Consider the following 20,943-nt stretch of genomic DNA (forward strand, 5'->3'; position numbering starts at 1 on the left):
TTTCAAATACAAATGCATATATTATATATTAGATCGGTATTATAATAGTAATTGAATATAATAATGAAACGAGAGACTCTGGTTAAAGGATCTAATCGAAAAACTGTACAGGAAATTAAAAAGAATGTTTATATCATTTGAAAACAAAACCTGCAGATATGACAGAAAATAACAAAAAAACGCTGCCCGTTATAAATAACGGACCAGGTAGTTCCCAAAAAGTAATCCAGAGCTCTTACAAGGAAATAAATCTCGGATGCGGGTGCGGAGCTGCTTCCTGTGAAAACTGTCCAGGAGCCCTTGGAATGAAGGCAGGATCAGACAAAGATGTGGTTTACAGAAATGTTTTTGTATACCTCATGATTGTGACAGTGATCCTCGTTGCTACCTACGTTGTAAAGGAAGCTTTAACCTCGCTGCTTATTTAATCTGAACATAATAAAGCAGCCATACAATTAGTCCTTACTTTAATCTTTTATAAGGGTATCTCATTTCCTTTCCACAGTGCTCACAGGATATGACAATAAACCCTTCTTTCAATCTATAGCGAGCATTATGTCCGGGCATTAGTAAAGCATAGCAGTGTTTGCAAATCCTGCTTTTAATTTCCCTTGGAATGCTCATCCTGTTCCTCATAGAGATGTTGCGTATGAGCTGCACGTAACGCCTGCTGCGTTCAGGGTTTTCTGGACATTCGCTTTTTGCAAGCTCAAAAAGCCGCCACATACGTTGGGCTGCGATATTCTGGATAAGGTTTTTCTGCTGTTTCCTGGCTGCTTTAGGCATTGGTAGACCTGTTCCTGGTATTTTTATTGCGAGGTATTTTTGTTACCCAATATTTTTATTCCCCGGTATTTCATTCCCGGAAATCCTGCTTCAATCTTTTTAAAAAAGTAAGATCAGGATTTAAGGGTGGAGTTAAGAATAATTACTTTAATATTCGGGTTCTTGCTATGCACAAGAGCTTTAAACTTTTCGGGATCTCCGTCGATTCCTTCCGAACCATAGTGCATGGGAATAACAAAGTCCGGAGAAATAACTGCTGTTGCGCTGGCAGCTTCTTCCTCGTCCATGGTATACGTCCCCCCAACAGGCAGAAGAGCCACATCAGCTTTAATGGAATCCATTTCAGGGATAAAATCAGAATCTCCTGCATGGTAAATCCTCAGTCCCGCAAGTTCTACGATATACCCAACTCCAAGCCCCCTGAGATGGTAGGGTTTATCAAGGTTATAGGCTGGCACCACCTCAATACGGGTCCCTTTGATCTCAAGCCCGTCAGCCAGAATATCGCCTTCTGCAACTCTTCTTGCATCTCCTCTGAACTCAAGGGAACAGCTCTCAGGAATAAGGGTGGTAGTGTCTGATCTCCTGACCTTCCGGATATCCTCAGGACTGCAATGGTCAAGATGTTCATGCGTGATAAGGAGAATGTCTGCCTTGTTGTCAAAAGCCGGCTCTTCATCTATCTGATAGGGGTCGATGTAGATTTTTTTGCCGTCCCCTTCAAGCAAAAAACCGGAATGGCCTAACCATTGAATACTAATGCCTTCAATTTCCACAGTATTCATCATGTACACCTGCTGAACTCCGCTTCCTCATCAGTAAAAAGAATCCTGTTAGATAACTCTATTTTTCAGATTTATTGGATCATATTAATAGTATCCGAAAACACTGATCTTCTTTGAGAGGTAGAGAGCAAGGTTTTCACACAGGTTTAAGATCCTTTTTAACGAAACTTGGTTCAAGCACCCTATCATAGATCATTTTCTGCAAGAAACAAACAACTGGAAGTTTGATTACAACTGCTTCTCTTTTATTTCCTGCACAATGGACACCTATTGATTCTTTACCATCCGCCATCATAAAAAATTCTTCATCATACCTGACTCCATCAACTACAATATTGTTTATAAACTCACTAAACTCTTTTGTAGTTTCCAGGAACTCAAATGGCAGCGATTCGAACTTGTTAATATCATTCACAATTAGGGTTAACCTGCAGGATTTTTCCAGTTTTTTCAGTTCTGCCTCAAACTCCTGCAAGAGTTCAGGGCTGGATGAGAAAATGATCAGCTCTTCCTTTACACCGCTAAGGATTTCACGAATTCTATTTTTTATTCCCCACTCACTCTGGATACACCAGACAGGAGACGTTTTAGGAAGTTCATAACTCAATTCATTAAGCTGATCAAGAGCCTCGATTGCACAGTTAATGAATTCATCTTTTATCTTGCCAATCACCTGTTTGGGGTCAACTGCGCGGAAATAAGTCGGAGATCCCTGTCGAATTTCCAGATAGCCTTTTTTTGCCAGCACTTTAAGGACTTCATATATCTTGGCTCTTGGCACATTCGTAAGTTCATGGACTTCCCTGGCAGTAGCCTCTCTCAGACTGACAATTCCTACATAGGCTTTTGCTTCATTTTCAGTTAGCCCTAGTCTCTCCAGATTGCAAATTAACTGAGGATTAATTTGTGAAAACATTTGTTACCCCTAAAGTAACAATAGATTTAAATCTTTTCTACATATACATACCACTCAGAGAGCAAACATTAAATAACTATTCATACAGTAAAAAAGAAAAACTGTACTAACAGGGAATAAGTTTTCAATCACAAACCTCCGGTCCAGAGAGACTTCCAGCTGGAGAGATACACCAAGATCCCTAAACTGTACTTCGTAATAAAAATTATGAGGGGAATTCACTATTAAAAATACTTTTGAAAAACTGGGATTTTTTGTTCAGAATAACCGTTTTTCCGTACTCCTGATAGCTTTCCTGTTTATAATCATAGCAATGCAGGGCGCACAGCTAATCGAGATGAAATCAGGCACGGAAACCTTTGTTGGAAAAGACTCTCCTCTCTACCAGGACTATGATCACCTTTATCAGAGTATTTTTCAGACACAATCCATCGTGGTAATGGTAGAGGGCAATGAAGTGAAGAATGCCGACCTGATGGAAGCTGTAGACAGGCTGGAACATCAGTTAAGAGCAACAAATGGAGTAATTGAGACTACAAGCCCTGCCTCCCTGATCAAAACTGTCAACTATCAGATGACAGGGAGGTATGAACTTCCTGAAACCGATGAAGAAATTAAAGCCATAATAGATGGAAATCCTGATATTTTCAGCCAGATTATTCCTGACAATACTCATATGCTGATTTCGGTAGTTATGGCTGGTTCAGCCAGTGATAAAACACAGGAAGATATCCTTACTGCAACTGAAGATGCTGTATCGTTTGCTGAATTTCCACCTTCTTATAATATCATTGTTACAGGTGACCCGGCATTTAGCATCTCCATGAACTACGAAATGAACTCCAGCATGGGTATCCTTTTAGGGCTTTCCGCCATTTTCATGCTTATTGTACTGCTCATTGTGTTCAAACATGTCCGCTGGTGTATTCTTCCTCTACCAGTGGTTCTTCTAGGCATTGTTTATACTTTTGGAGCTATGGGTTACATTGGAATTTCGATGTCAATGGTTACCATGTCTGCATTCCCAATCCTCATAGGTGTAGGGATTGACTATGCGATTCAGTTCCATAACAGGCTTGAAGAAGAAATGGTGGATAAAGGGAATAAAAGTAGAGCAGTTATAGAAACCATAAAACATACAGGTCCTGCTGTTCTTATAGCTCTGGTAATGACAGCACTTGGCTTTTTCTCCCTTTTCACATCTACTGTGCCAATGATTCAGGACTTTGGAAAACTGCTCCTGATAGGCATTGCCATGTGTTACCTTGCTTCCATATTTGTAGGGGTTGTAATACTTTCAATATTTGATAGCTACTCAGATAGGAACCCCTTGAACAAAATAACAAAAAAGATAAAGCCTTCAAATCCGGAAAAAAAGAAAAAGCCTGAAGGAGAGAGTGAAAGCGACCGTCTAATAGGGAAAGTTCTCCAGAAAACTACCATTCTGACAATTAAATACGATGTTATCGTGCTGGGAATTGCATGCTTACTCTGTTTTGGCGGCCTCTACCTCGATCAGTCCGTACCTATTCAGACTGATGTTCAGACTTTTGTACCTCAGGATATGCCTGCCCTTGTGGACCTCAGTCACATGGGAGATGTCATGGGTGGAACCGATGAACTAAATCTGATCATTAAAGTTGAGGATACAGCCAGCCCGGATGTCCTGAAATGGATTGAACAGTTTTCCGAACATGGGGTGGCATCCAATAGCCATATTTACAGTGCCTCGAGCATTGTAGATCTTGTAAAGGAATATAATGGGGGAGTAATTCCTGATACCAGCCAGGAGATAGAGAATATTTATTCCGAAATCCCTGAGGCTCAAAAAGACCGCTATATCTATGGGAAAAATATGCTTCTCCTGAATTTCAATATAGGGAATGCGGTTGCAGACATTAAGGTAACAGGAATTAAGGAACTTACAAACATTGTCGAAGAGGATATGCAGTGGATGCCAGCTCCACCAGGTACAGCAGTTACTATTACGGGAAACAATGTGGTTTTTATAGAAGTGATTACTGCACTTACCAGCGGAAGAGTGGCAATGACTTTCCTGGGCCTTGTGCTCGTGCTCATAGGTCTCTTCGTTGTTTACAGAGACTGGGTGAAAGCCCTCGTCCCTGTGATCCCAATGGTTATAGTTATCGGCTGGTCAGGAGGAGTAATGAGCTTGCTCAACATCAGCTACACTCCTTTAACAGCTACTCTTGGAGCTCTTATTCTGGGAGTCGGATCCGAGTATGCTATCCTTATGATGGAACGTTACTTTGAAGAAAAAGATAAAGGGCTGCATCCTATGGAAGCAATCAATATGGCCAGTTCCAAAATAGGAAGCGCAATCGTCGCTTCAGGAGCTACAACAGTATTCGGGTTTATGGCATTGCTGGCTTCTCCTTTCCCAATGATATCTGACTTTGGGATGGTTACGGTTATTGACATCGTGCTGGCACTCCTGGCAACCTTTGTGGTCTTCCCACCACTTATGATCTTACTTGATACGTGGCGCGATAAAAGAAAAGGATCCAAGGCAGCAGAAAAACAGACAGAGATAAAAAAACAAATTCAGGGGGCCGAGATATGACACGAATGCCCAGAAAATTAAGGCAAAAAATGATTAAGAAAGTTACTTCATTTGCGTTAATTCTATTAATTGTATCAGTGACTGCACTTCCAGCCCTCGGGGACGATGATGATGAAACTAATTTCATTGTTCTGGATCAAGGGTCTACTGTAGACTACTACAAGAGTTACGGAGAGCCAATTATAAAGGCATCAGTGACAGGAGATCCCGAGTTAACAAGAGGAGAAACAGTAGACTTGAAGGTAAAAATCGCAAACACTGGAGTAATAGATGGTTTTAAGAGGCTCAATGCAAACCAGAAAAGAATAAACGACTCAACTGAGGAAACAATCGCACTGGCAGAGATGGAAGAAGAAGAAGAAGCCACAACGGCAAAAGATATCGAGGCTACCCTTCGATCGGAAACCAAATACATCGAAGTCGAATCCACAGCCAATCTCCAGAGTGTAGAAGAACTTGAAACAGGAGATACAGAAACCCTCAGTTACACCATCAAAATAGATAGTGATACACCTGCCGGAAATTATGAGCTCATCCTGCCTGTAAGTTATCAATACCAAGCAAATGTCAAAACCGTAACTGCGGATGCAATAAATCTCGGGATTACAGGTGTGGAATATTCAAGAGTGTATGAAACAAAGAATGAAACTCTCAGAATACCCATTTCCGTAAAAAGCGGGCCTAAATTCAAAGTAACCAATGTCACTGGAAGCCTTGTACAGGGAGAAAGCAAACTCATTAATGTTACCTATAAAAACACAAGAGAAGAAGTAGCAAGAGACGCTTTATCCCGGATAATCGTTATGAGCCCCCTGAGCACTGAGAAGTCTATAGTAAGGCTCGGAGATATAGGTCCTGGAGAAGAAAAAACTGCCAGTTTTGAAATTTCGGCAGATCAGGAAGCCCTTGCAAAGAACTACGGAATTAACAGCGAAATAAAATATATCGATGAAGACGGAGAGACCTCATTTTCAGAAAGCATGAAAGTGCATATACCTCTAAAAGCTACAGAGAAAAAATTTAGCATAACAGGAATAGCAATTATACTGATTATCGTTATCGCCCTTTACCAAATCGTGAATATGCACCGGAAAAGAAACAAGAATGATGAAAATGCATCAAACGATGAAAATGCACCAAGCGATGAAAATGCATCAGGTGATGAAAATGAATAAAAATGGATTATTTGCTACTATTACAACCCTTCTGATCCTCTGCTCTGCAGCCCTGCCAGCACAGGCTGCTTTCCCCAAAAATTTCGATATTAGTGAGAACTATTACAATGTGTATGGAAGTCCTGACCTTAATGCAACGCTCATTGGAGACAACCAGTATTCCAGAGGAGATACTGTAACCCTTAATATTGAAATGATGAATAAAGGAACAATCACAGGCTTTGAGGCTGATAAAGACGTGAGATTTGGGGAATCACTGGATCTGGTGCTCCAGCAGACAGAAATGCAGTATGAGTCGCAGGTTACAACAGCAGTAGGCATTCTTGCAACTCTTAAATCCGATGATCCAAATATTAAGGTCAAATCCGGAGCCCAGCAGGCAGGTACCCTCAAACAGGGAAAACAGAGCTCAAGTCCTACAAAGTTCACTGTAGAGATTAATAAAAACACTTCTGCAGGTATATATCCTCTGACTCTTGAACTTGCATACCAGTACCAGAACAATGTTCAGCTTGGGGGAGACGAATATGATACTACTACAGGCATTGTGACAAATAAGGACGTAGGTATCTGGTACGAAAACAAGACTCAGACTCAAACTATATACATAAAAGTCAAAGAGGAGCCTTACTTTGAAGTTACAAATGTAACGGGTGACCTTTACCCTGATGAAGGTGGAGTGCTCCGCGTCACATACAAGAATACTGGGGAAGAACCTGCAAAAGATGTAACTGTTAGACTCAGTGCAGCTGACCCCTTCAGTACTACCGACGACCAGGCTTACCTTGGAACATTGAATCCGGGAGAAGAAGCTGTTGCTGTTTTTGATATGGATGTAGACGAAACTGCAACTCCAAAGCCATACTCTCTAAGCAGTGAGATTCTCTATGAAGATGCAGACGGGCATGACCAGGTCTCAGATACTGTCAAGATTAATGTAGAGGTTCTGCCTGCCAAAGAAAGCCTTCCAGGATACCAGTTTGGAACCGGTATTGTATTCATGGCTCTTGCCGCCTGTTTCGTCATTTTCAGAAAAAAACAGAAGCAGGAATAAGTGGAAAGCTGGAAGACTGAGAAGTCAAGCAAACGTGCCTGTAAATATGACTCTTTCAGGCACACATATCCTTTTTTGTTGCTTTGTTACAGATCTTAAAATTAAAGATCTCAAAAATATACTGGATCTAAAAAAGAGATACTCAGTCTGAGAGATCAGACTTTTTTGAACTGGAACTTTCAGACTCTTTCTCACCGACAGCTATTGCGACCATTACTTCAGTGGATTTTATGACTGCATAAACCCGGTCTCCGGGTTTGATGTCAAGCTTTTCTACTGCCTCTTCCGTAACTACGGAGGTCAGTACTGAAGGTTCGATCTCAATGGTGAGCTTCGAGACAAGCCCGCTTTTTTCGACTTCAATTACTTTTCCGGGAAGCTTGTTTCGGGCCGAAAGCTTAAAACTTACGTTTTCCCAGGAGGTTTCGTCCCCTACGGCTTCATTAATCACCTTTTTATTTGTCTCGTACTCGACCAGCAGTTTTCTTCCGAGCTCGGTCAGGAAAGTGCCCTGCTCCTTTCCCCCACGCACAGTAACTACCGCAGGCTCGCCGAGGGCATCGTTCATTTTTTTAAGCATCATCCAGGCATGCTTGTATGAGATTCCGAGTTTCTGGCAGGCTTTCCGAAGGGAGCGTTCTTCGTCAATCGTTTTCAATAACTCGGCTCTGCCAGCACCCATAACTGTTTTTCCATCTTCGGTAAACCAGAGCTTTGTTTTCGCTTTCACAGACTTTCACCTTTTAACGGAGAATATGGACAGAACTTGCTTTAAACTGGGCATATACAGGGACTCCCGGAGAGATATTCATATCTTCTGCCGATTGCCGGGTTATAAGGGCATTCAGGTGGATCCCGCAATCAATCTTTACCCGTACAAGAGCTCCAAGTATCCAGACTTCCGTGACCCTGCCCTGCAGAGAGTTTCTGATGCTGGATTGTGCGGAAGTTTTACTTAAAGCTATGTTTTCAGGTCTCAGGAAGGCGTATACTGCATCTCCCACTTCTGCCTCACCTGAAGCATCAAAAAATGTCTCTCCGGCTTCTATCTTTAGAAGTCCGCGATCAGCAGAAATAACCCTGCCTTTCAGCACATTCTCAAATCCTACAAAGCTTGCTACCTGACTGTTAACCGGTTTTTCGAAGATTTCTTCCGGAGTCCCAACCTGCACAAGTTTTCCATCCATTATAATTGCAATCCTATCAGCCATTATGCGGGCCTCGGTTTGATCATGCGTTATATGCAATACAGTAAGCCTTTTATTTTTGTGAAGATCTGAAAGTAGTTCTCTTGCACTTTCCTGCGTTCTGGGATCAAGTGCGCTAAGAGGCTCGTCCAGAAGTAGAATTTTAGGGTCGGTAACAAGAGCTCTGGCAAGGGCAACTCTCTGCTGTTCACCTCCTGAAAGCGTAAGAGGATAGCGATCAAGAAGATGAGTGATTTTCAGGTCTCTGGAAACTTCAGAGAGTTTCTCCCTTGACTTTATTTTCTTCATTCGCATTCCAAACTCAATATTCTTTTTCACACTCATGTGAGGAAAGAGAGAATAATCCTGGTAGACAAAGGCAAGTTTATGTTTTTCCGGAGGCTGGTAGGTTACCTCTTCACCGTCAATCAATATTCTTCCGGAATCAGGAGAATGAAAGCCCGCTATCAGTTCCAAAAGAAGAGTTTTTCCTGCACCCGTAGGTCCAAGGATCACAAAGTATTCCCCTGACTCAATTTTAAGACTGAGGCTGTCGAGAGCAAAGTTTTTCCATTTCCGGGAGAGGAATTCAATCTCTATCATATATACTCCAGCTTGCGGAGAGAATTCTTATAATAAGAAATATCGAAAGCGTGACCAGTATGAGCAGTACGGCTATGGGTCTGGATGCCGAAAGCCCGTAAGAAATAAAACGGTCATAGATAAGAGTGGGACCTATCATAGGATAGTAGGCGATAATCACAACCGCTCCGAATTCACTTATAGCTCTGGCCCAGGTCATGACCGAACCTATTAAGAGATGCCTTGCTGAAAGCGGGAGGGTTATAAAGAAAAATACTTTCCATAGGGGGGCACCCAGAGAACGGGCTGCGTTTTCAAGCCTCGGATCCACACTTTTGAAGCCTTCCCTTGCAGAATTTGCCAGGTATGGAAGGGATACGAAAAGCATTGCAACTACAATTCCAGGAAGAGCGTCACGGAACTGAATATAGGGCTCAAGAGGACCGCCAATAAGCCCCCTTGATCCAAAAACCGTAAGAAGAGCGATTCCTGCAACCGTGTGCGGGACTACAACAGGAACATCAATTATACTCTCAACCAGCCTTTTCCCGGGAAAATCGAACCTTGCAAGGATGTAGCCTGCAGGAGCTCCGAGGAACAGAGACAGCAGGGTTGCAAGAAAACCAGCATATAAAGAAAATAATATAGCGGCCATTACCGAGCGGTTTCCTGCAGCTTTCACCAAACCTGGAAAATCTTCCAGAATTTGGCCGAAAATCATGTTTGAAAGGGTCAGAAAAATAAAAAGAAAGAGAACAAGCAGTAAGAGGGAAAAGACGAAAGTCAGAGGCTCAATTCTAAGGGTTTTTCGGGTAATGGCTTTCATTCTTATACTCTGTTACTGCCGTTTTTGCTTTTAAGTAATTCCCTGAATCCTTGCTTTCTGTTACTAACCTTTTACCAGGGGTGTTTGATACAGTTTTCTGCAGGGAAAAATTAATCTTTATTCCACAAGAGCCTGTAATTGCTCAGGCATTGCATCTTTTCCTTCAGAGATGGCAGGAACAATCGGAGGCTGTCCGTTCTCGATGAAAATCTGCCGGCCTGGTTCTTCAAGAAGGAGTTTTACGAACTCAGTGGCAAGTTCCGGGTTCTCAGCATTCTTCGGGATGGTTACACCATATACGATAGGAGAGCCGGTAACCACTTCTCCGTTTACCATTTCGACCTGGACTGTTGAGTAATTGTCAGCATATTCGATTGAACTAAGATCAATCTCAGGAGGGAGTTCCACATAATTAAAGCCATGCTGCACAGCTACACTCCGGTAAATATAGAGATAATCTATTTCCCCGGTCTCAAGGGCAGAAGAAAGTTCGACTTCCATGCTCCTGAGCATGATTTTACTTGTATTAGGAGAAATTTCTTCAGTTGCAGGAGTATGCACCACAAAGGTCCCATTTTCCTCTTCAGTAATAGTTATACCAGTGTTATCCAGGATAAGGTCGTCATAGATCTGATCATCGTTATAATAGGATTCAGCTAACTGAGTTACCATCTGTGACCTGTAGCCTGCAGGGTCATCGTTAGGGTTGGAAAAGCCGAAGCGGACATCGGGGCGCCTGAGGATTTCATACCAGTTATCCTTGTTGATTTCGTTGCTGTACTTACTTTCATTCGTATAGGCAATTATCATCTGGTTCCTTGCAAAAGCAGCATACCAGTCTGCATATTCGGGCATCATCATGGATGGAATCAGAGCATAGTCTGCAGATGCAAGCACGTCAGCATTTTTCCCAAGGTCGGTGATCTTTCTTACACTCTGTGCACTGCCTGCAGCTTCCCGCTGAACATCGACGCCTGGATGCTGTGATTCAAATTCCGCTTCAAGTTCTTCAAAGGGCACACTCAGGCTTCCTGCGTGGAAAATCGTAAGGACCATACCTTCACCTGAGGGGCTATTTTCAGAGTTGTTTTCCATCAATACTGTACTCTCTTCCTCTGCCTGATTGTCAATACAGCCAAGGCCGGCAAATACAACCAGGATTAAAAAAATAGTAATTACCTTGAAAACTTTCATCCTACCTTTCATTTTGAAAACTCCCATTTATTTCTATCTTGAAAATTCACTTTTTGCTTTTTTTAATAGTTATGTGGTCTTTAACATAACAGATATAAATCTTTTTAGTAAAACTTTTGAATTTTCACATTAAATAAACCGAAATAAGCAAGAAAGAAGGAACTGAGATTTAAAAAATCGTTTTCCATGTGGAAAGATCGGATCGGATAAAAAGATCGAATTAGGAATCAAAAATTAAAATAAGGACCTGGATCAAAACAAGAATCCTGAACCAGGTCAGGGAGTTGAAATGAACAAACCCAAGTTAACTTGCACACATTCGTAAAAAGGAGTCCATAAAGCACTTGAGGAATAAATAAATAGTAGAATTGAAGTAAATTTTACTTATCTTTAGATTAATAATATGAAAATATATAAAAGCAAAATTCCTGAAAAGCTATGATTTCAGGAAAATTTCTATGAAATGATAACAATCATATACATTATTTAATTCTTTTAAAGGTGCCCTTATGGATGGTTATAGTGTCTTTTTGGCGTTACTTGCAGTCTACATAGCCGGACTTGTGGCTATTGGCTGGTATTTTAATAAAAAACAGAAATCCGTTACCGATTTCTGGCTTGCGGGACGAAGAATCGGGCCCTCAGCCCTCGGGTTTTCAGCAGCAGCTTCCTGGCTTACGGCCGGAGGAATTCTTGCAGTTATCGGGTACTACATGCTACAGGGAATGGGGTCTGTATGGGCTTTTGTTGCCCCTAATATCCTGGCTCTCCTTATCATCGCTCTGCTTGTTGGGAAGATCAAGAACCTGCCCGCAATCACGCAGCCCGAACTTCTGGAACAGCGTTATGGCAGCGCAGTTCGATGGCCGATTGCTCTAATTATTACTGTAGTGATGATTCTTTTTGCCGTAGCAGATGTTACGGGGCTTTCCCTGGTGCTTCAGGTATTTTACGGGCTTGACCCTCTCTATGCCGCAGCCATTGTTGCAATTGCAGTCTCCCTTTACGTAACCCTGGGAGGTCTATCGGCAGTAGTCTGGACGGATGTGGTTCAGTTTGCTTTCCTTTCCATATTCACAATCGCAATGGCTTTTGCCGCAGTAGGGACAGTAGCTGATGGGGGCTTTGGTACTCCTGCAATAAGCAGTTCCGAGCTCTTCGGAAACGTACCTGATGTTTGGTGGAACCCATTCTCAATCGGCATTCCCATGGTTCTCATTTTTGTCCTGGCAATTGTTCCGGGCTGGATTACGGAACAGGACCCCTGGCAGAAGGTCTGGGCTGCACGGGATGCAAAATCAGCAAGGCTAGGGATGATCATAGGTTCCCTTATGATCACTGTAGTTTTCGCGGCATGTGCTGTAATTGCCATAGCCCTCAACAACATTTATCCTGATATAGCAGGAATGGGCTTCCCTGCAGGGATGGCACTGGCAGAGCCTGCACTTCTTGCTTTTGTTAGTGAACGTTTCGCCTCAGCTCCCCTGCTTATAGCTCTCAGCGCAATCGGACTGGCAGCAGCTTCCATGTCCTGTGCTGACACTTTTGCAACATCAGGAGCTTCCTGTATTTCAAGAGACATTTACCAGAGGTACATAAAGCCTGATGCTACAATGAAGGAGATGCTTGTTGTAAACAGAATAAGTGTGCTCATCATCGTACTTGCAGCAACAGCGGGTTCATTTGTCATTCCCAATATTATCGACGCGATTCATATTGCAACCTTTATTGCAAGTGCTTCCTATTTCTTCCCTCTCATGGGAGGTCTTTACTGGAAAAGAGCGACAAAAGAAGGAGCATTTGCAGGAATGGTACTCGGATTTGTTGTCCAGGTAGCTCTTGTAATTCTGGATCTTGTGAACACCCCCCCTATGGCATCCAGCTACCTTGAAACCATCCACCCGGCTCTCATGAGTCACGGAGTTATTGTGGGGATGGGACTGAGCGCAATTGCATTCTTTGGAGTCTCCCTGATGACGAAACCCTCAAGCAGGGTTAACCTTGCACCTTTCTTCGAAGAGGAGGCAGAAGAGCTTGCCCGCTATGAGACACGTGAGATAAGTGAGACAGATCCCTCATACAGTGCCTTCCTCAAAAATATTGACGAGAACGTTGCAGGGGAGCGCACCCACCTCCAGCTTAACCTCCGGGCTTCAGGAGCCCTCAGCTGGCACGAACTTGTAGAAAAATTGAAAAGCAGTTCTCCGGCATGGGTTACTCCGACAGGACTTGATTCCGTATACAGGTTGACCCATGGGGATATGCTTGCCTGCGTAGCTGTTACAAGAGGAAGCGGTGAGCAGGATATTTGGCTCAAAGCCGAACCAAAACTTGAAACCGTGGGAAGGCAGAGAAAAGAGCTTTTTACAGCTTATGAAGAGCTGAAAAAAGTGCTTGGTCAGAAAGGAGTTAAACTGGACTTTTACTAACTGAAATATGAACAAATAAGACTGAGGTTCTTGACCGAACCCGGCCTTAATTTCTTTTTTGGAATTTAGCTGTATCAGGAATACAGAGCTTTCTCAACGACTTCTTTTCCAGCCTGAACATCTTCCAGAGAGAAGACTTCCAGATTGTAAACACCGCTGTAGTCGGAGAGCAGTTTGAGGACTGAGAAATCAACACATCCTTTCCCTGGTGCCATATGCTCGTCTCCATCGTATTTTTCGGTCCACTGCCCGCTGTTATCATGCAGATGAATGTGAATAATATGTTTTTGCAGGGTTCGGACAAAGGTCCTGAGTTTTTCAGGGTTGCCCCCACAGGTAAGATTCGCGTGTCCGATATCAAGCGTAGCCTTAAGATGGTCTGAATTCACAATTTCAATGGTTCTGGAGAGTTCTTCGGCCTCACAGCAAAAGTTCGAGAGATCTGTTCCTTCTTTGTTTTCAAGCCCCAGTATTACTCCGTAATCCTCAGCCAGAGAGGCAAGGGACCCGAGGTTGTTGACCATTGAAGCAAAGGACTTTTTTCTATCCAGTCCGATCCTGCCGGGGTGGATCACCACTACATGAGATCCTATCCGGCTTGCAATTGCCATGGACTCTTCAAGTAAAGTAAACTCTTTTTTCCCCATGTTTGCAGTATCTACCTGCAGGGCTGCAGGATACCTGAGATCTGCTGCAGAATAGGGAGCATGAACTGTGCCTGCAAAACCGTATATCGACATTTCATCAAGGATAGGCTCAAGCTTTTTCGGTTCAAGTGACGAACCATTGTAAATTCCGAGTTTAGGGACATATAATTCTATAGACCCTACGTTTTCCTTCAGCTCCTGAAGGGGGCCAGCAAAAGATGAAGCTCCGAAAATCACGTACTAAGCAAGGAGACCAGATATAAAGTTCTTTTGCGGTGCCGTAACAACTATGAAATCGCAAGCTGCAGGAAATTGTGGACTGTAAAAATAAATACATAATTTTATGAAAAACCCCCATCGCCGAAGGAAAAAGATAAGTTTGAACTTAACCCGGGGCAGAAGGCGTTAAGTTTTCATGAAGATTATAAGATAGCCAACATATTTATATATAATAAATTGTTACCCGGCCCTCTTTTCAAAAGAATTTGTAAATAGATTCTAAACAAATATATAGTTTTATCCTTATGAACGTATTTTCGCTGGGAAGAAGAACAATGAAAAATAATTGGAATCTCATGTGTGAAGAAAAGTGTCCTTTTTATCCCTGAATAAATGGAAGAAATTGGTGTGATCTACATTATATAAAATTTATTAATATAAAAACCACATCAGCATAACTGGTTATTATAAAAATAAATATTATATTTTTAAAAATAAATAAAAAAATTCATTACTAATAATCGGAATCTTTATATGATACTGAAGAAAGTATAATTTATTTGTTTTTATATATATAGGACTTTGTTTATTTTACCCGGTCCAATACATCATATAAAATTGATTGTATATTATATAATCATATAATAATATTTTAAAAGCATCGTTATTTCGAAAGGTTTATGAATGATCCTCTCTAATCCAAAATTTAACGCTCGTCCTCATCATTTTTCTTTGCAATGATGTGGCAGACGATTTTAAAAAAATGTTTAACGTTTTTGAATCCAGCTTATTAACATGTTAATAACATAAAGGAGGAAAATGAATGGAACCACTCATAGGCATGGGAGTGCTGGCACTTATTGGCGTAGCTGCAACCATTGCAGGTGCTTCAGAAGACCTAGAATCCGATGTCGGATCCCAGAGTAACCCCAACTCACAGGTCCAGTTAGCTCCCCAAATGATGTTTCCGCACAGAATATATAACAAAGCGGTATCAGGGGAACCCCCCTCAAACGCATTGATGTGCTCGGTCGGTGCAGCCATCGCTACAGTATTAATAAGTGAGTTCACTTTGTCTCCGCTCTTTGCACTTGTCTTCGGCGCCCTTATTGCAGCATGTGTCCATGCTACTTTTGCCGTCACATCTACAATGGGCAGATGTGCTAGCCAGAGGCGTTTCAAGCAGCCGGTTTATCTGGATATGATCAGAAGCCATACACCTGTAATTATGGGATACTCATTCATAACGACTTTCTGTGTCCTTATAGTATCATACCTGATGACCGTTGTTCTCGGACATCCTTTCCCGCTAACCATGCTGGCTTTTATCTGGGGTATCACGGTAGGCGCAATTGGCTCATCCACAGGTGACGTCCACTACGGTGCAGAGCGTGAATTCCAGCAGTTCGAGTTCGGCTCAGGACTCAACGCTTCAAACTCGGGAAACATTGTCAGATATGCAGAATCCGGACTCAGGAACGGGTACGATAACTCCTGGTTCTGTGCCAAATTCGGAGGTCCTGTTACAGGTATTGCTTTTGGTATGACCGTATTCCTTGGTAGCTGGATTACCACTGTTTTTGATCCTGCAAGAGGTCTCTCGCAGGGCTGGTACTCTGTTATCGCAGGTGTCATTATTGTCCTTATCTTAATTATCTGGAACTGGAAAATTGAAGTCAAAGCCCGCAGCGATTTCGGACCTTATAAGGAAGACAAAAGCGAGGAGGCTTCAGCATGATTGACGCCCTCATGGAAAACATCCTGTCGATGGTATACATTATAATTGGTGGCGTCCTGATTTCCTGGAGTGTCCACTTCGTGCCTGTAGGCGGTGCACCTGCAGCTATGGCTCAGGCAACCGGTATCGGTACAGGTACCGTGCAGCTGGCAGCCGGAGCAGGCCTGACAGGGCTTGTAAGTGCCGGGTTCATGATGAACGTAACAGACAACCTTCCACTGATTCTCGCATCGGGTGCAGTGGGAGCAATGATCATGATTTCCGTAACCATGATTGTCGGAACCTGGGTCTATGTATATGGTGTGGGCTGTGTACCTTCCTCAGCAAAGGTAAAAACCGACCCAATTACAAAATACAGACAGGACCTGTATGTATCTCAGGGTACTGAGGGACATGGGCTTCCAACAGTCTCTTTTGTCAGCGGTGTAATCGGTGGCTGTCTTGGTGGAATTGGCGGTGCCCTCGTATATTACGCTCTTATAGAAGTGGGCCTTGCTGTAGGTCTTACTGCAGGAGCAGCCTCTACTGTTACAGGGAATGAACTTGTAGGAATTGCTGCAATGTTCGCAATAGGGATTTTCTTCGTAAACGCTGTCATTCCTTCCTATAACATCGGAGGTACGATCGAAGGTTTCCACGACCCCAAGTGGAAGAAGTGGCCAAAAGCCGTAGTATCTTCCTTTGTCGCAACTATACTCTGTGCCGTCGTGGCAGTAATCGCAATTTCACAGCTTGGAGTGATCTAAAATGTCTGCAGGTGGATCAGGAGGAGGAGCCACAGCCGCGTATCCTCCACAAACAATAATGGCTATAGGCGCAATAGGCGGCCTTGCAGGAATTTACCTGGGTCACTTCATGCCTCCAGCGTTTTCCTTCTTCGGAGGCCTTGGAGCAATCTGCGCCATTGTCTGGGGTGCTGATGCGGTTCGCCGTGTTGCAAGCTACGGACTTGGTACAGGTGTTCCGTCTATCGGTATGATCTCCCTCGGGATGGGTATAGTCGCTGCCCTTTTCGGACTTTCAGTAGGAGGCGTAGCAGGGCCCATAGTGTCCTTTATCGCAGCCGCAATTATAGGCGCCGTTATTGGTGTCCTTGCAAACAAGGTAATCGGAATGGGAATCCCCATCATGGAACAGGCAATGGTAGAAATCGCAGGTGCAGGTACTCTTGCAATTATCGGACTGAGCGTTGTCATTGCTGGATCCTTCAATTATGCAGATGTCGTTCAGTACGTCGTAGCCAACGGATACATTGCATTGATCTTTATCATAGGCGGTATGGGAATCCTTCACCCCTTCAATGCAAACCTTGGACCTGACGAAAAGCAGGACAGGACTCTGTCTGTGGCTGTTGAAAAAGCAGCTATTGCATTAGTCATTACAGGATTTGCATCTTCACTCCATGAAGGACTGATGTCAGCCGGATTAAATATCGCCGTAGGGCTTGTTATCTGGGCCTGGGCCTTTATGAAGTACTATGGATTTATCAAGAGAGATGCACATGCGGTTGTTGGAACCGGGCTGCTGCCAAGTGCGGAGGAATTACAATGAGCATGATTCGCATAGCTCCCGAAGTACATCTGGTCATGGACCCGGACACTGCAGTTGTAGCAGAAGAAAGGTCAGACTCGATTCTCTATTCCATGGACCCCGTCTTTGAGAGGATGGACAAACTGGACGGGATTGCAGATGACCTGCTGAACTCCCTTGCACCCAGCAAACCGCTCATGAACTCCTGGCCTGGCCGTGAAAACACGTCCTATATGGCAGGAATTTATGGAAACGCTTTCTACGGAATCGTTGTAGGTCTCGCCTTCAGCGGGCTGCTTGCCCTGATCATATTCATACAGAGACTGATCCAGGGAGGTATGTAAAATGGTAGACAAAAGAGAACCCGCACCAGGATGGCCAATCCTTAAAGGAGAGTATGAAGTCGGCGATGTAAAGAGCTGTGTTGCAGTTATAACCTGCGCATCACACCTCCCCGGAAAGCCCGTACTCGATGCAGGAGCAGCAATTACTGGGTCCTGTAAAACTGAAAATCTGGGTATAGAGAAAGTCGTTGCCCACGTAATTTCAAACCCCAATATCAGGTACCTGGTTGTAACAGGGGCCGAAGTCAAAGGGCACGTTACAGGCCAGGCAATGCTCAGCATCCATGCAAACGGTGTAAAAGAGCACAGAATTGTAGGTGCAGTGGGCGCTATCCCGTATGTAGAAAACCTGAACGATGATGCAGTTGCCCGTTTCCAGCAGCAGATCCAGACCGTAAACCTGCTGGACACAGAAGATATGGGGGCAATCACAGCCAAGGTAAGAGAACTTGTGGCAAAAGACCCGGGAGCCTTTGATGCAGACCCGCTGGTTGTGGAAATCAGCGAGGAAGGAGAAGAAGAAGAAGAGGGCGGCGTGGTCAGACCGGTTTCAGGTGAGATTGCAGTGCTCCGCAGCAGGCTGAAAGGCATTGAAGCCAGGATGCTTGACATAGGAAACTTGAACAAGTTCCACTCAGGGGTTCATGCAGGAAAAATTGAAGGTGCCATGATCGGATTGACGGTAACCATATCCCTGCTTGGGTTATTACTGCTCGGGAGGTAATGAAAATGGCAGAAGAATATGGAAAAGGAGTCCCAATGGTGCTCAACCCTCAGATGGGTGCAATTGACGGTACTGTTGAGAGTATTCGGTACAGAGCACAGCTGATCGCGAGGAACCAGAAGCTGGATTCCGGGGTAATGTCTACCGGATTTATTGGCTTTGCAGCAGGTTTCCTCTTTTCACTGCTGATGGTGGTAGTACTCCCGTTAATGGCCGGTCTCTAAACTTGAGAGGTGAAACTATGGAAGGAAAAGCACCAGCAGCGTTTGTAGATCCAGCTGAGTTTAACGAAGTAATGAAAAGGCTCGATAAGATCGATGAAAAGGTTGAGTTTGTCAACAGTGAAGTTGCACAGAGAATCGGAAAGAAGGTAGGAAGAGATATCGGAATTCTGTACGGCGCAGTTGTAGGACTGCTTCTCTTCCTGATCTATGTCTCGGTATCATCAATGTTCACAATATAATGAGGGATCAAAATGTTCAAGTTTGACAGGAAACAGGAAGTTTACGAAGTAGGTGGAGTTAAGTTCGGCGGACAGCCGGGCGAATACCCAACCGTGTTAGTCAGTACCATGTTCTATGCAAGGCACAAGATCGTGACCGATGAGGACAAAGGTCTCTTTGACAAAGCCGCTGCAGAAACTCTGTGGAACACCCAGGTGTCAATGAGCGATGCCACCGGAAACCCCTATGTAAACCAGATCGTGGGCGAAACCCCAGAAGCAATCAGGCGCTACATCGACTGGTTCGTTGGGATTGATGACAGGACCCCCTTCCTGATCGACTCCTCAGCCGGAGAAGTGCGTGCAGAAGCAGCCCGGTACTGTACTGAAATAGGAGTTGCAAACAGGGCAATCCACAACTCCATCAATGCAAGTATTGAACAGGCAGAAATGGACGTACTCGCAGAGAGCGATGTGGAAGCCGCAATTGTCCTGGCCTTTAACGCAACCGATCCAACCGTAAAAGGAAAACTTGACATCCTTGAAGTCGGTGGTTCCGGGCAGACTAAAGGTATGCTCCAGGTCGCCAAGGAATGTGGAATCAAGATTCCCCTTATCGACGTTGCTGCAATGCCCCTTGGCGCAGGTTCTGGCGCAACAATCCGCTCAGTTCCAACAATCAAAGGAAAGCTAGGCCTTCCTGTAGGCGGTGGATACCACAACATGGCCTCGGCCTGGGACTGGCTCCGGAAATTCAAAAAGACCCAACCAGACCCAAAAGCAATCTATATGCCTACAGACATTGGTACCAACCTGGTAGCACAGATTGCAGGTTCTGACTTCCTTCTCTATGGCCCTATCGAGAACGTCAACCAGATTTTCCCGGCTGTTGCAATGGTCGACATCATGCTTGGAGAAACTGCAAAGGAACTTGGCGTCGAGATCGCAGATGCGGACAACCACCCTGTGACCAAACTGACATAAGCTCAAAACTTATTAAAAAGACCGCAAGGTCGACAAGCAAAGAGAATTTTCTCTTTGCTTTTTCTATTTTTGTATCCGTTAATTCTGCATTTGTTTTAAACTATTTTTAACTCTTCCGGGTCCCTCGGTATAGATGACCATTAGCTTATGATGACCATTAGCTTATGCCAGCTTCAAGATTTGTGTTTTTCTGTCACACTTTAAAAGTTAAAGGATAATTGCATTAGAGCCAGGAAATTAAATCAGAGAAAGACGAAGAAATAAATGAAATTAAAAGTGAAAAGCTAGAAAAAATCTGGCAAAGAGCGGTTTCGTATAAAATTTACAGAGAAAAAATTACAAAGAAAAAAATTAGCTTAAGAAAATAGTCCTCAAGATTATTGACTGGAAGGAAGTACCTAGCAGACAAGGAAGTATTAACGAGCCTGCCAGGTACGATGAATCCACTCCCAACTCGCTTTATGGGGAACAACTGTTACCCTGGATCAGGTAAGGAATGTAAGGACCTGAAAGAGCATTTACATAGAACCCCCGCTCGATCAGGAGCTGTACAAATCTGCTTTCCGACTTACCGTTTGTCAGAGGGTTATAACCAAAGTCTTCCGTAACTAGAGGACAACAATGACAGACAAACTGTGAGCAGGAAATCAGCAATCTGATTCACAGGGAATTTGAGCCCCATCACATTCTAATTTATTTGATTTACATCTCGTACACTGTCTTACATATATATATAAAGAATTGTGAACCGATATTATCTATTTTTGACACATTGCCACTTCTCCACTTCAGTACAT

Annotated in this window: 21 protein-coding genes; 13 read left to right on the plus strand and 8 right to left on the minus strand. The window is 43.6% G+C overall.

The window, feature by feature from the left end:
• Positions 1-158: 158 nt before the first annotated feature.
• Positions 159-428: a hypothetical protein gene (locus MSHOH_RS20470; protein WP_158024248.1), complete on the plus strand. Its 270-nt coding sequence runs from the start codon at positions 159-161 to the stop codon at positions 426-428.
• A gap of 34 nt (positions 429-462) precedes the next feature.
• Here MSHOH_RS20470 and MSHOH_RS20475 read toward each other — a convergent pair whose 3' ends face one another.
• The 3 genes from MSHOH_RS20475 to MSHOH_RS20485 form a co-directional block, all read right to left on the minus strand.
• On the minus strand, positions 463-786 hold the full coding sequence (locus tag MSHOH_RS20475; RefSeq protein ID WP_048142479.1) for a ribonuclease P protein component 4: 324 nt from the start codon (positions 784-786) through the stop codon (positions 463-465).
• A gap of 113 nt (positions 787-899) precedes the next feature.
• Positions 900-1,571, minus strand: coding sequence for an MBL fold metallo-hydrolase (locus MSHOH_RS20480; RefSeq protein ID WP_048142481.1), 672 nt, complete (start codon positions 1,569-1,571; stop codon positions 900-902).
• A 136-nt stretch (positions 1,572-1,707) separates the two neighbouring features.
• Positions 1,708-2,487, minus strand: a complete 780-nt coding sequence (locus MSHOH_RS20485) for a TrmB family transcriptional regulator (protein WP_048142483.1) — start codon at positions 2,485-2,487, stop codon at positions 1,708-1,710.
• Between the two features lie 223 nt (positions 2,488-2,710).
• Between MSHOH_RS20485 and MSHOH_RS20490 the strand changes: the two genes are divergently transcribed.
• The 3 genes from MSHOH_RS20490 to MSHOH_RS20500 are packed head-to-tail and all read left to right on the plus strand — an operon-like array spanning position 2,711 to position 7,300.
• Positions 2,711-5,071, plus strand: coding sequence for a hydrophobe/amphiphile efflux-3 (HAE3) family transporter (locus MSHOH_RS20490; RefSeq protein WP_052730952.1), 2,361 nt, complete (start codon positions 2,711-2,713; stop codon positions 5,069-5,071).
• The gene (locus MSHOH_RS20495) at positions 5,068-6,246 is read left to right on the plus strand and encodes a COG1361 S-layer family protein (RefSeq protein ID WP_048142487.1); all 1,179 of its coding nucleotides are present in this window, start codon (positions 5,068-5,070) and stop codon (positions 6,244-6,246) included. The genes MSHOH_RS20490 and MSHOH_RS20495 overlap by 4 nt, the downstream gene beginning before the upstream one ends.
• Positions 6,239-7,300: a COG1361 S-layer family protein gene (locus tag MSHOH_RS20500; RefSeq protein ID WP_048142489.1), complete on the plus strand. Its 1,062-nt coding sequence runs from the start codon at positions 6,239-6,241 to the stop codon at positions 7,298-7,300. The genes MSHOH_RS20495 and MSHOH_RS20500 overlap by 8 nt, the downstream gene beginning before the upstream one ends.
• Before the next feature lie 142 nt (positions 7,301-7,442).
• Here MSHOH_RS20500 and MSHOH_RS20505 read toward each other — a convergent pair whose 3' ends face one another.
• The 4 genes from MSHOH_RS20505 to wtpA all read right to left on the minus strand — a co-directional run bounded on the left by MSHOH_RS20505 (position 7,443) and on the right by wtpA (position 11,101).
• On the minus strand, positions 7,443-8,030 hold the full coding sequence (locus MSHOH_RS20505) for a TOBE domain-containing protein (protein WP_048142491.1): 588 nt from the start codon (positions 8,028-8,030) through the stop codon (positions 7,443-7,445).
• Positions 8,031-8,043: 13 nt separating this feature from the next.
• Complete coding sequence (locus tag MSHOH_RS20510; protein WP_048142493.1) at positions 8,044-9,090, minus strand: ATP-binding cassette domain-containing protein; 1,047 nt, start codon at positions 9,088-9,090, stop codon at positions 8,044-8,046.
• Positions 9,077-9,895, minus strand: a complete 819-nt coding sequence (locus tag MSHOH_RS20515) for an ABC transporter permease (protein WP_048142495.1) — start codon at positions 9,893-9,895, stop codon at positions 9,077-9,079. The genes MSHOH_RS20510 and MSHOH_RS20515 overlap by 14 nt, the downstream gene beginning before the upstream one ends.
• 117 nt (positions 9,896-10,012) lie before the next feature.
• Complete coding sequence (wtpA, locus tag MSHOH_RS20520; protein ID WP_048143730.1) at positions 10,013-11,101, minus strand: tungstate ABC transporter substrate-binding protein WtpA; 1,089 nt, start codon at positions 11,099-11,101, stop codon at positions 10,013-10,015.
• 497 nt (positions 11,102-11,598) lie between these two features.
• Here wtpA and MSHOH_RS20525 point away from each other — a divergent pair, with 497 nt between their 5' ends.
• Positions 11,599-13,518 (plus strand): sodium:solute symporter family protein, encoded by a 1,920-nt coding sequence (locus MSHOH_RS20525; protein WP_048142497.1) that lies wholly within the window; start codon positions 11,599-11,601, stop codon positions 13,516-13,518.
• Positions 13,519-13,592: 74 nt separating this feature from the next.
• Here the strand turns inward: MSHOH_RS20525 and MSHOH_RS20530 are convergent, their stop codons facing one another.
• The gene (locus MSHOH_RS20530) at positions 13,593-14,402 is read right to left on the minus strand and encodes a sugar phosphate isomerase/epimerase family protein (protein ID WP_048142499.1); all 810 of its coding nucleotides are present in this window, start codon (positions 14,400-14,402) and stop codon (positions 13,593-13,595) included.
• Positions 14,403-15,207: 805 nt separating this feature from the next.
• Here MSHOH_RS20530 and mtrE point away from each other — a divergent pair.
• Genes mtrE through mtrH form a run of 8 tightly spaced genes read left to right on the plus strand, consistent with a single transcriptional unit; the run spans position 15,208 to position 20,146 of the window.
• Complete coding sequence (mtrE, locus tag MSHOH_RS20535) at positions 15,208-16,122, plus strand: tetrahydromethanopterin S-methyltransferase subunit E (RefSeq protein WP_048142501.1); 915 nt, start codon at positions 15,208-15,210, stop codon at positions 16,120-16,122.
• Positions 16,119-16,868 (plus strand): tetrahydromethanopterin S-methyltransferase subunit D, encoded by a 750-nt coding sequence (gene mtrD, locus MSHOH_RS20540; protein WP_048142503.1) that lies wholly within the window; start codon positions 16,119-16,121, stop codon positions 16,866-16,868. Before mtrE ends, mtrD begins: the two co-directional genes overlap by 4 nt.
• A gap of 1 nt (position 16,869) precedes the next feature.
• Positions 16,870-17,673, plus strand: coding sequence for a tetrahydromethanopterin S-methyltransferase subunit MtrC (mtrC, locus tag MSHOH_RS20545; RefSeq protein WP_048142506.1), 804 nt, complete (start codon positions 16,870-16,872; stop codon positions 17,671-17,673).
• Positions 17,670-17,996, plus strand: coding sequence for a tetrahydromethanopterin S-methyltransferase subunit B (locus MSHOH_RS20550; RefSeq protein WP_048142508.1), 327 nt, complete (start codon positions 17,670-17,672; stop codon positions 17,994-17,996). The genes mtrC and MSHOH_RS20550 overlap by 4 nt, the downstream gene beginning before the upstream one ends.
• 1 nt (position 17,997) lies before the next feature.
• Positions 17,998-18,720: a tetrahydromethanopterin S-methyltransferase subunit A gene (gene mtrA, locus MSHOH_RS20555; RefSeq protein ID WP_048142510.1), complete on the plus strand. Its 723-nt coding sequence runs from the start codon at positions 17,998-18,000 to the stop codon at positions 18,718-18,720.
• On the plus strand, positions 18,720-18,944 hold the full coding sequence (locus MSHOH_RS20560; RefSeq protein ID WP_048142511.1) for a tetrahydromethanopterin S-methyltransferase subunit F: 225 nt from the start codon (positions 18,720-18,722) through the stop codon (positions 18,942-18,944). The genes mtrA and MSHOH_RS20560 overlap by 1 nt, the downstream gene beginning before the upstream one ends.
• 17 nt (positions 18,945-18,961) lie before the next feature.
• On the plus strand, positions 18,962-19,183 hold the full coding sequence (mtrG, locus tag MSHOH_RS20565; RefSeq protein WP_048142514.1) for a tetrahydromethanopterin S-methyltransferase subunit MtrG: 222 nt from the start codon (positions 18,962-18,964) through the stop codon (positions 19,181-19,183).
• A 12-nt stretch (positions 19,184-19,195) separates the two neighbouring features.
• Entirely contained in the window at positions 19,196-20,146 is a 951-nt protein-coding gene (gene mtrH, locus MSHOH_RS20570) for a tetrahydromethanopterin S-methyltransferase subunit H (RefSeq protein ID WP_048142517.1), read from the plus strand.
• Positions 20,147-20,943: the final 797 nt, after the last annotated feature.

Source organism: Methanosarcina horonobensis HB-1 = JCM 15518 (assembly GCF_000970285.1).
Classification (GTDB): Archaea; Halobacteriota; Methanosarcinia; order Methanosarcinales; family Methanosarcinaceae; genus Methanosarcina; species Methanosarcina horonobensis.

Bases quoted from the DNA above. Each gene is read 5' to 3' on its own strand.
- MSHOH_RS20470 (WP_158024248.1), top strand. From the start codon at position 159: ATGACAGAAAATAACAAAAAAACGCTGCCCGTTATAAATAACGGACCA.
- MSHOH_RS20475 (WP_048142479.1), bottom strand. From the start codon at position 786: ATGCCTAAAGCAGCCAGGAAACAGCAGAAAAACCTTATCCAGAATATC.
- MSHOH_RS20480 (WP_048142481.1), bottom strand. From the start codon at position 1,571: ATGAATACTGTGGAAATTGAAGGCATTAGTATTCAATGGTTAGGCCAT.
- MSHOH_RS20485 (WP_048142483.1), bottom strand. From the start codon at position 2,487: ATGTTTTCACAAATTAATCCTCAGTTAATTTGCAATCTGGAGAGACTA.
- MSHOH_RS20495 (WP_048142487.1), top strand. From the start codon at position 5,068: ATGACACGAATGCCCAGAAAATTAAGGCAAAAAATGATTAAGAAAGTT.
- MSHOH_RS20500 (WP_048142489.1), top strand. From the start codon at position 6,239: ATGAATAAAAATGGATTATTTGCTACTATTACAACCCTTCTGATCCTC.
- MSHOH_RS20510 (WP_048142493.1), bottom strand. From the start codon at position 9,090: ATGATAGAGATTGAATTCCTCTCCCGGAAATGGAAAAACTTTGCTCTC.
- MSHOH_RS20515 (WP_048142495.1), bottom strand. From the start codon at position 9,895: ATGAAAGCCATTACCCGAAAAACCCTTAGAATTGAGCCTCTGACTTTC.
- wtpA (WP_048143730.1), bottom strand. From the start codon at position 11,101: ATGAAAGGTAGGATGAAAGTTTTCAAGGTAATTACTATTTTTTTAATC.
- MSHOH_RS20525 (WP_048142497.1), top strand. From the start codon at position 11,599: ATGGATGGTTATAGTGTCTTTTTGGCGTTACTTGCAGTCTACATAGCC.
- mtrE (WP_048142501.1), top strand. From the start codon at position 15,208: ATGGAACCACTCATAGGCATGGGAGTGCTGGCACTTATTGGCGTAGCT.
- mtrD (WP_048142503.1), top strand. From the start codon at position 16,119: ATGATTGACGCCCTCATGGAAAACATCCTGTCGATGGTATACATTATA.
- mtrC (WP_048142506.1), top strand. From the start codon at position 16,870: ATGTCTGCAGGTGGATCAGGAGGAGGAGCCACAGCCGCGTATCCTCCA.
- MSHOH_RS20550 (WP_048142508.1), top strand. From the start codon at position 17,670: ATGAGCATGATTCGCATAGCTCCCGAAGTACATCTGGTCATGGACCCG.
- mtrA (WP_048142510.1), top strand. From the start codon at position 17,998: ATGGTAGACAAAAGAGAACCCGCACCAGGATGGCCAATCCTTAAAGGA.
- MSHOH_RS20560 (WP_048142511.1), top strand. From the start codon at position 18,720: ATGAAAATGGCAGAAGAATATGGAAAAGGAGTCCCAATGGTGCTCAAC.
- mtrG (WP_048142514.1), top strand. From the start codon at position 18,962: ATGGAAGGAAAAGCACCAGCAGCGTTTGTAGATCCAGCTGAGTTTAAC.
- mtrH (WP_048142517.1), top strand. From the start codon at position 19,196: ATGTTCAAGTTTGACAGGAAACAGGAAGTTTACGAAGTAGGTGGAGTT.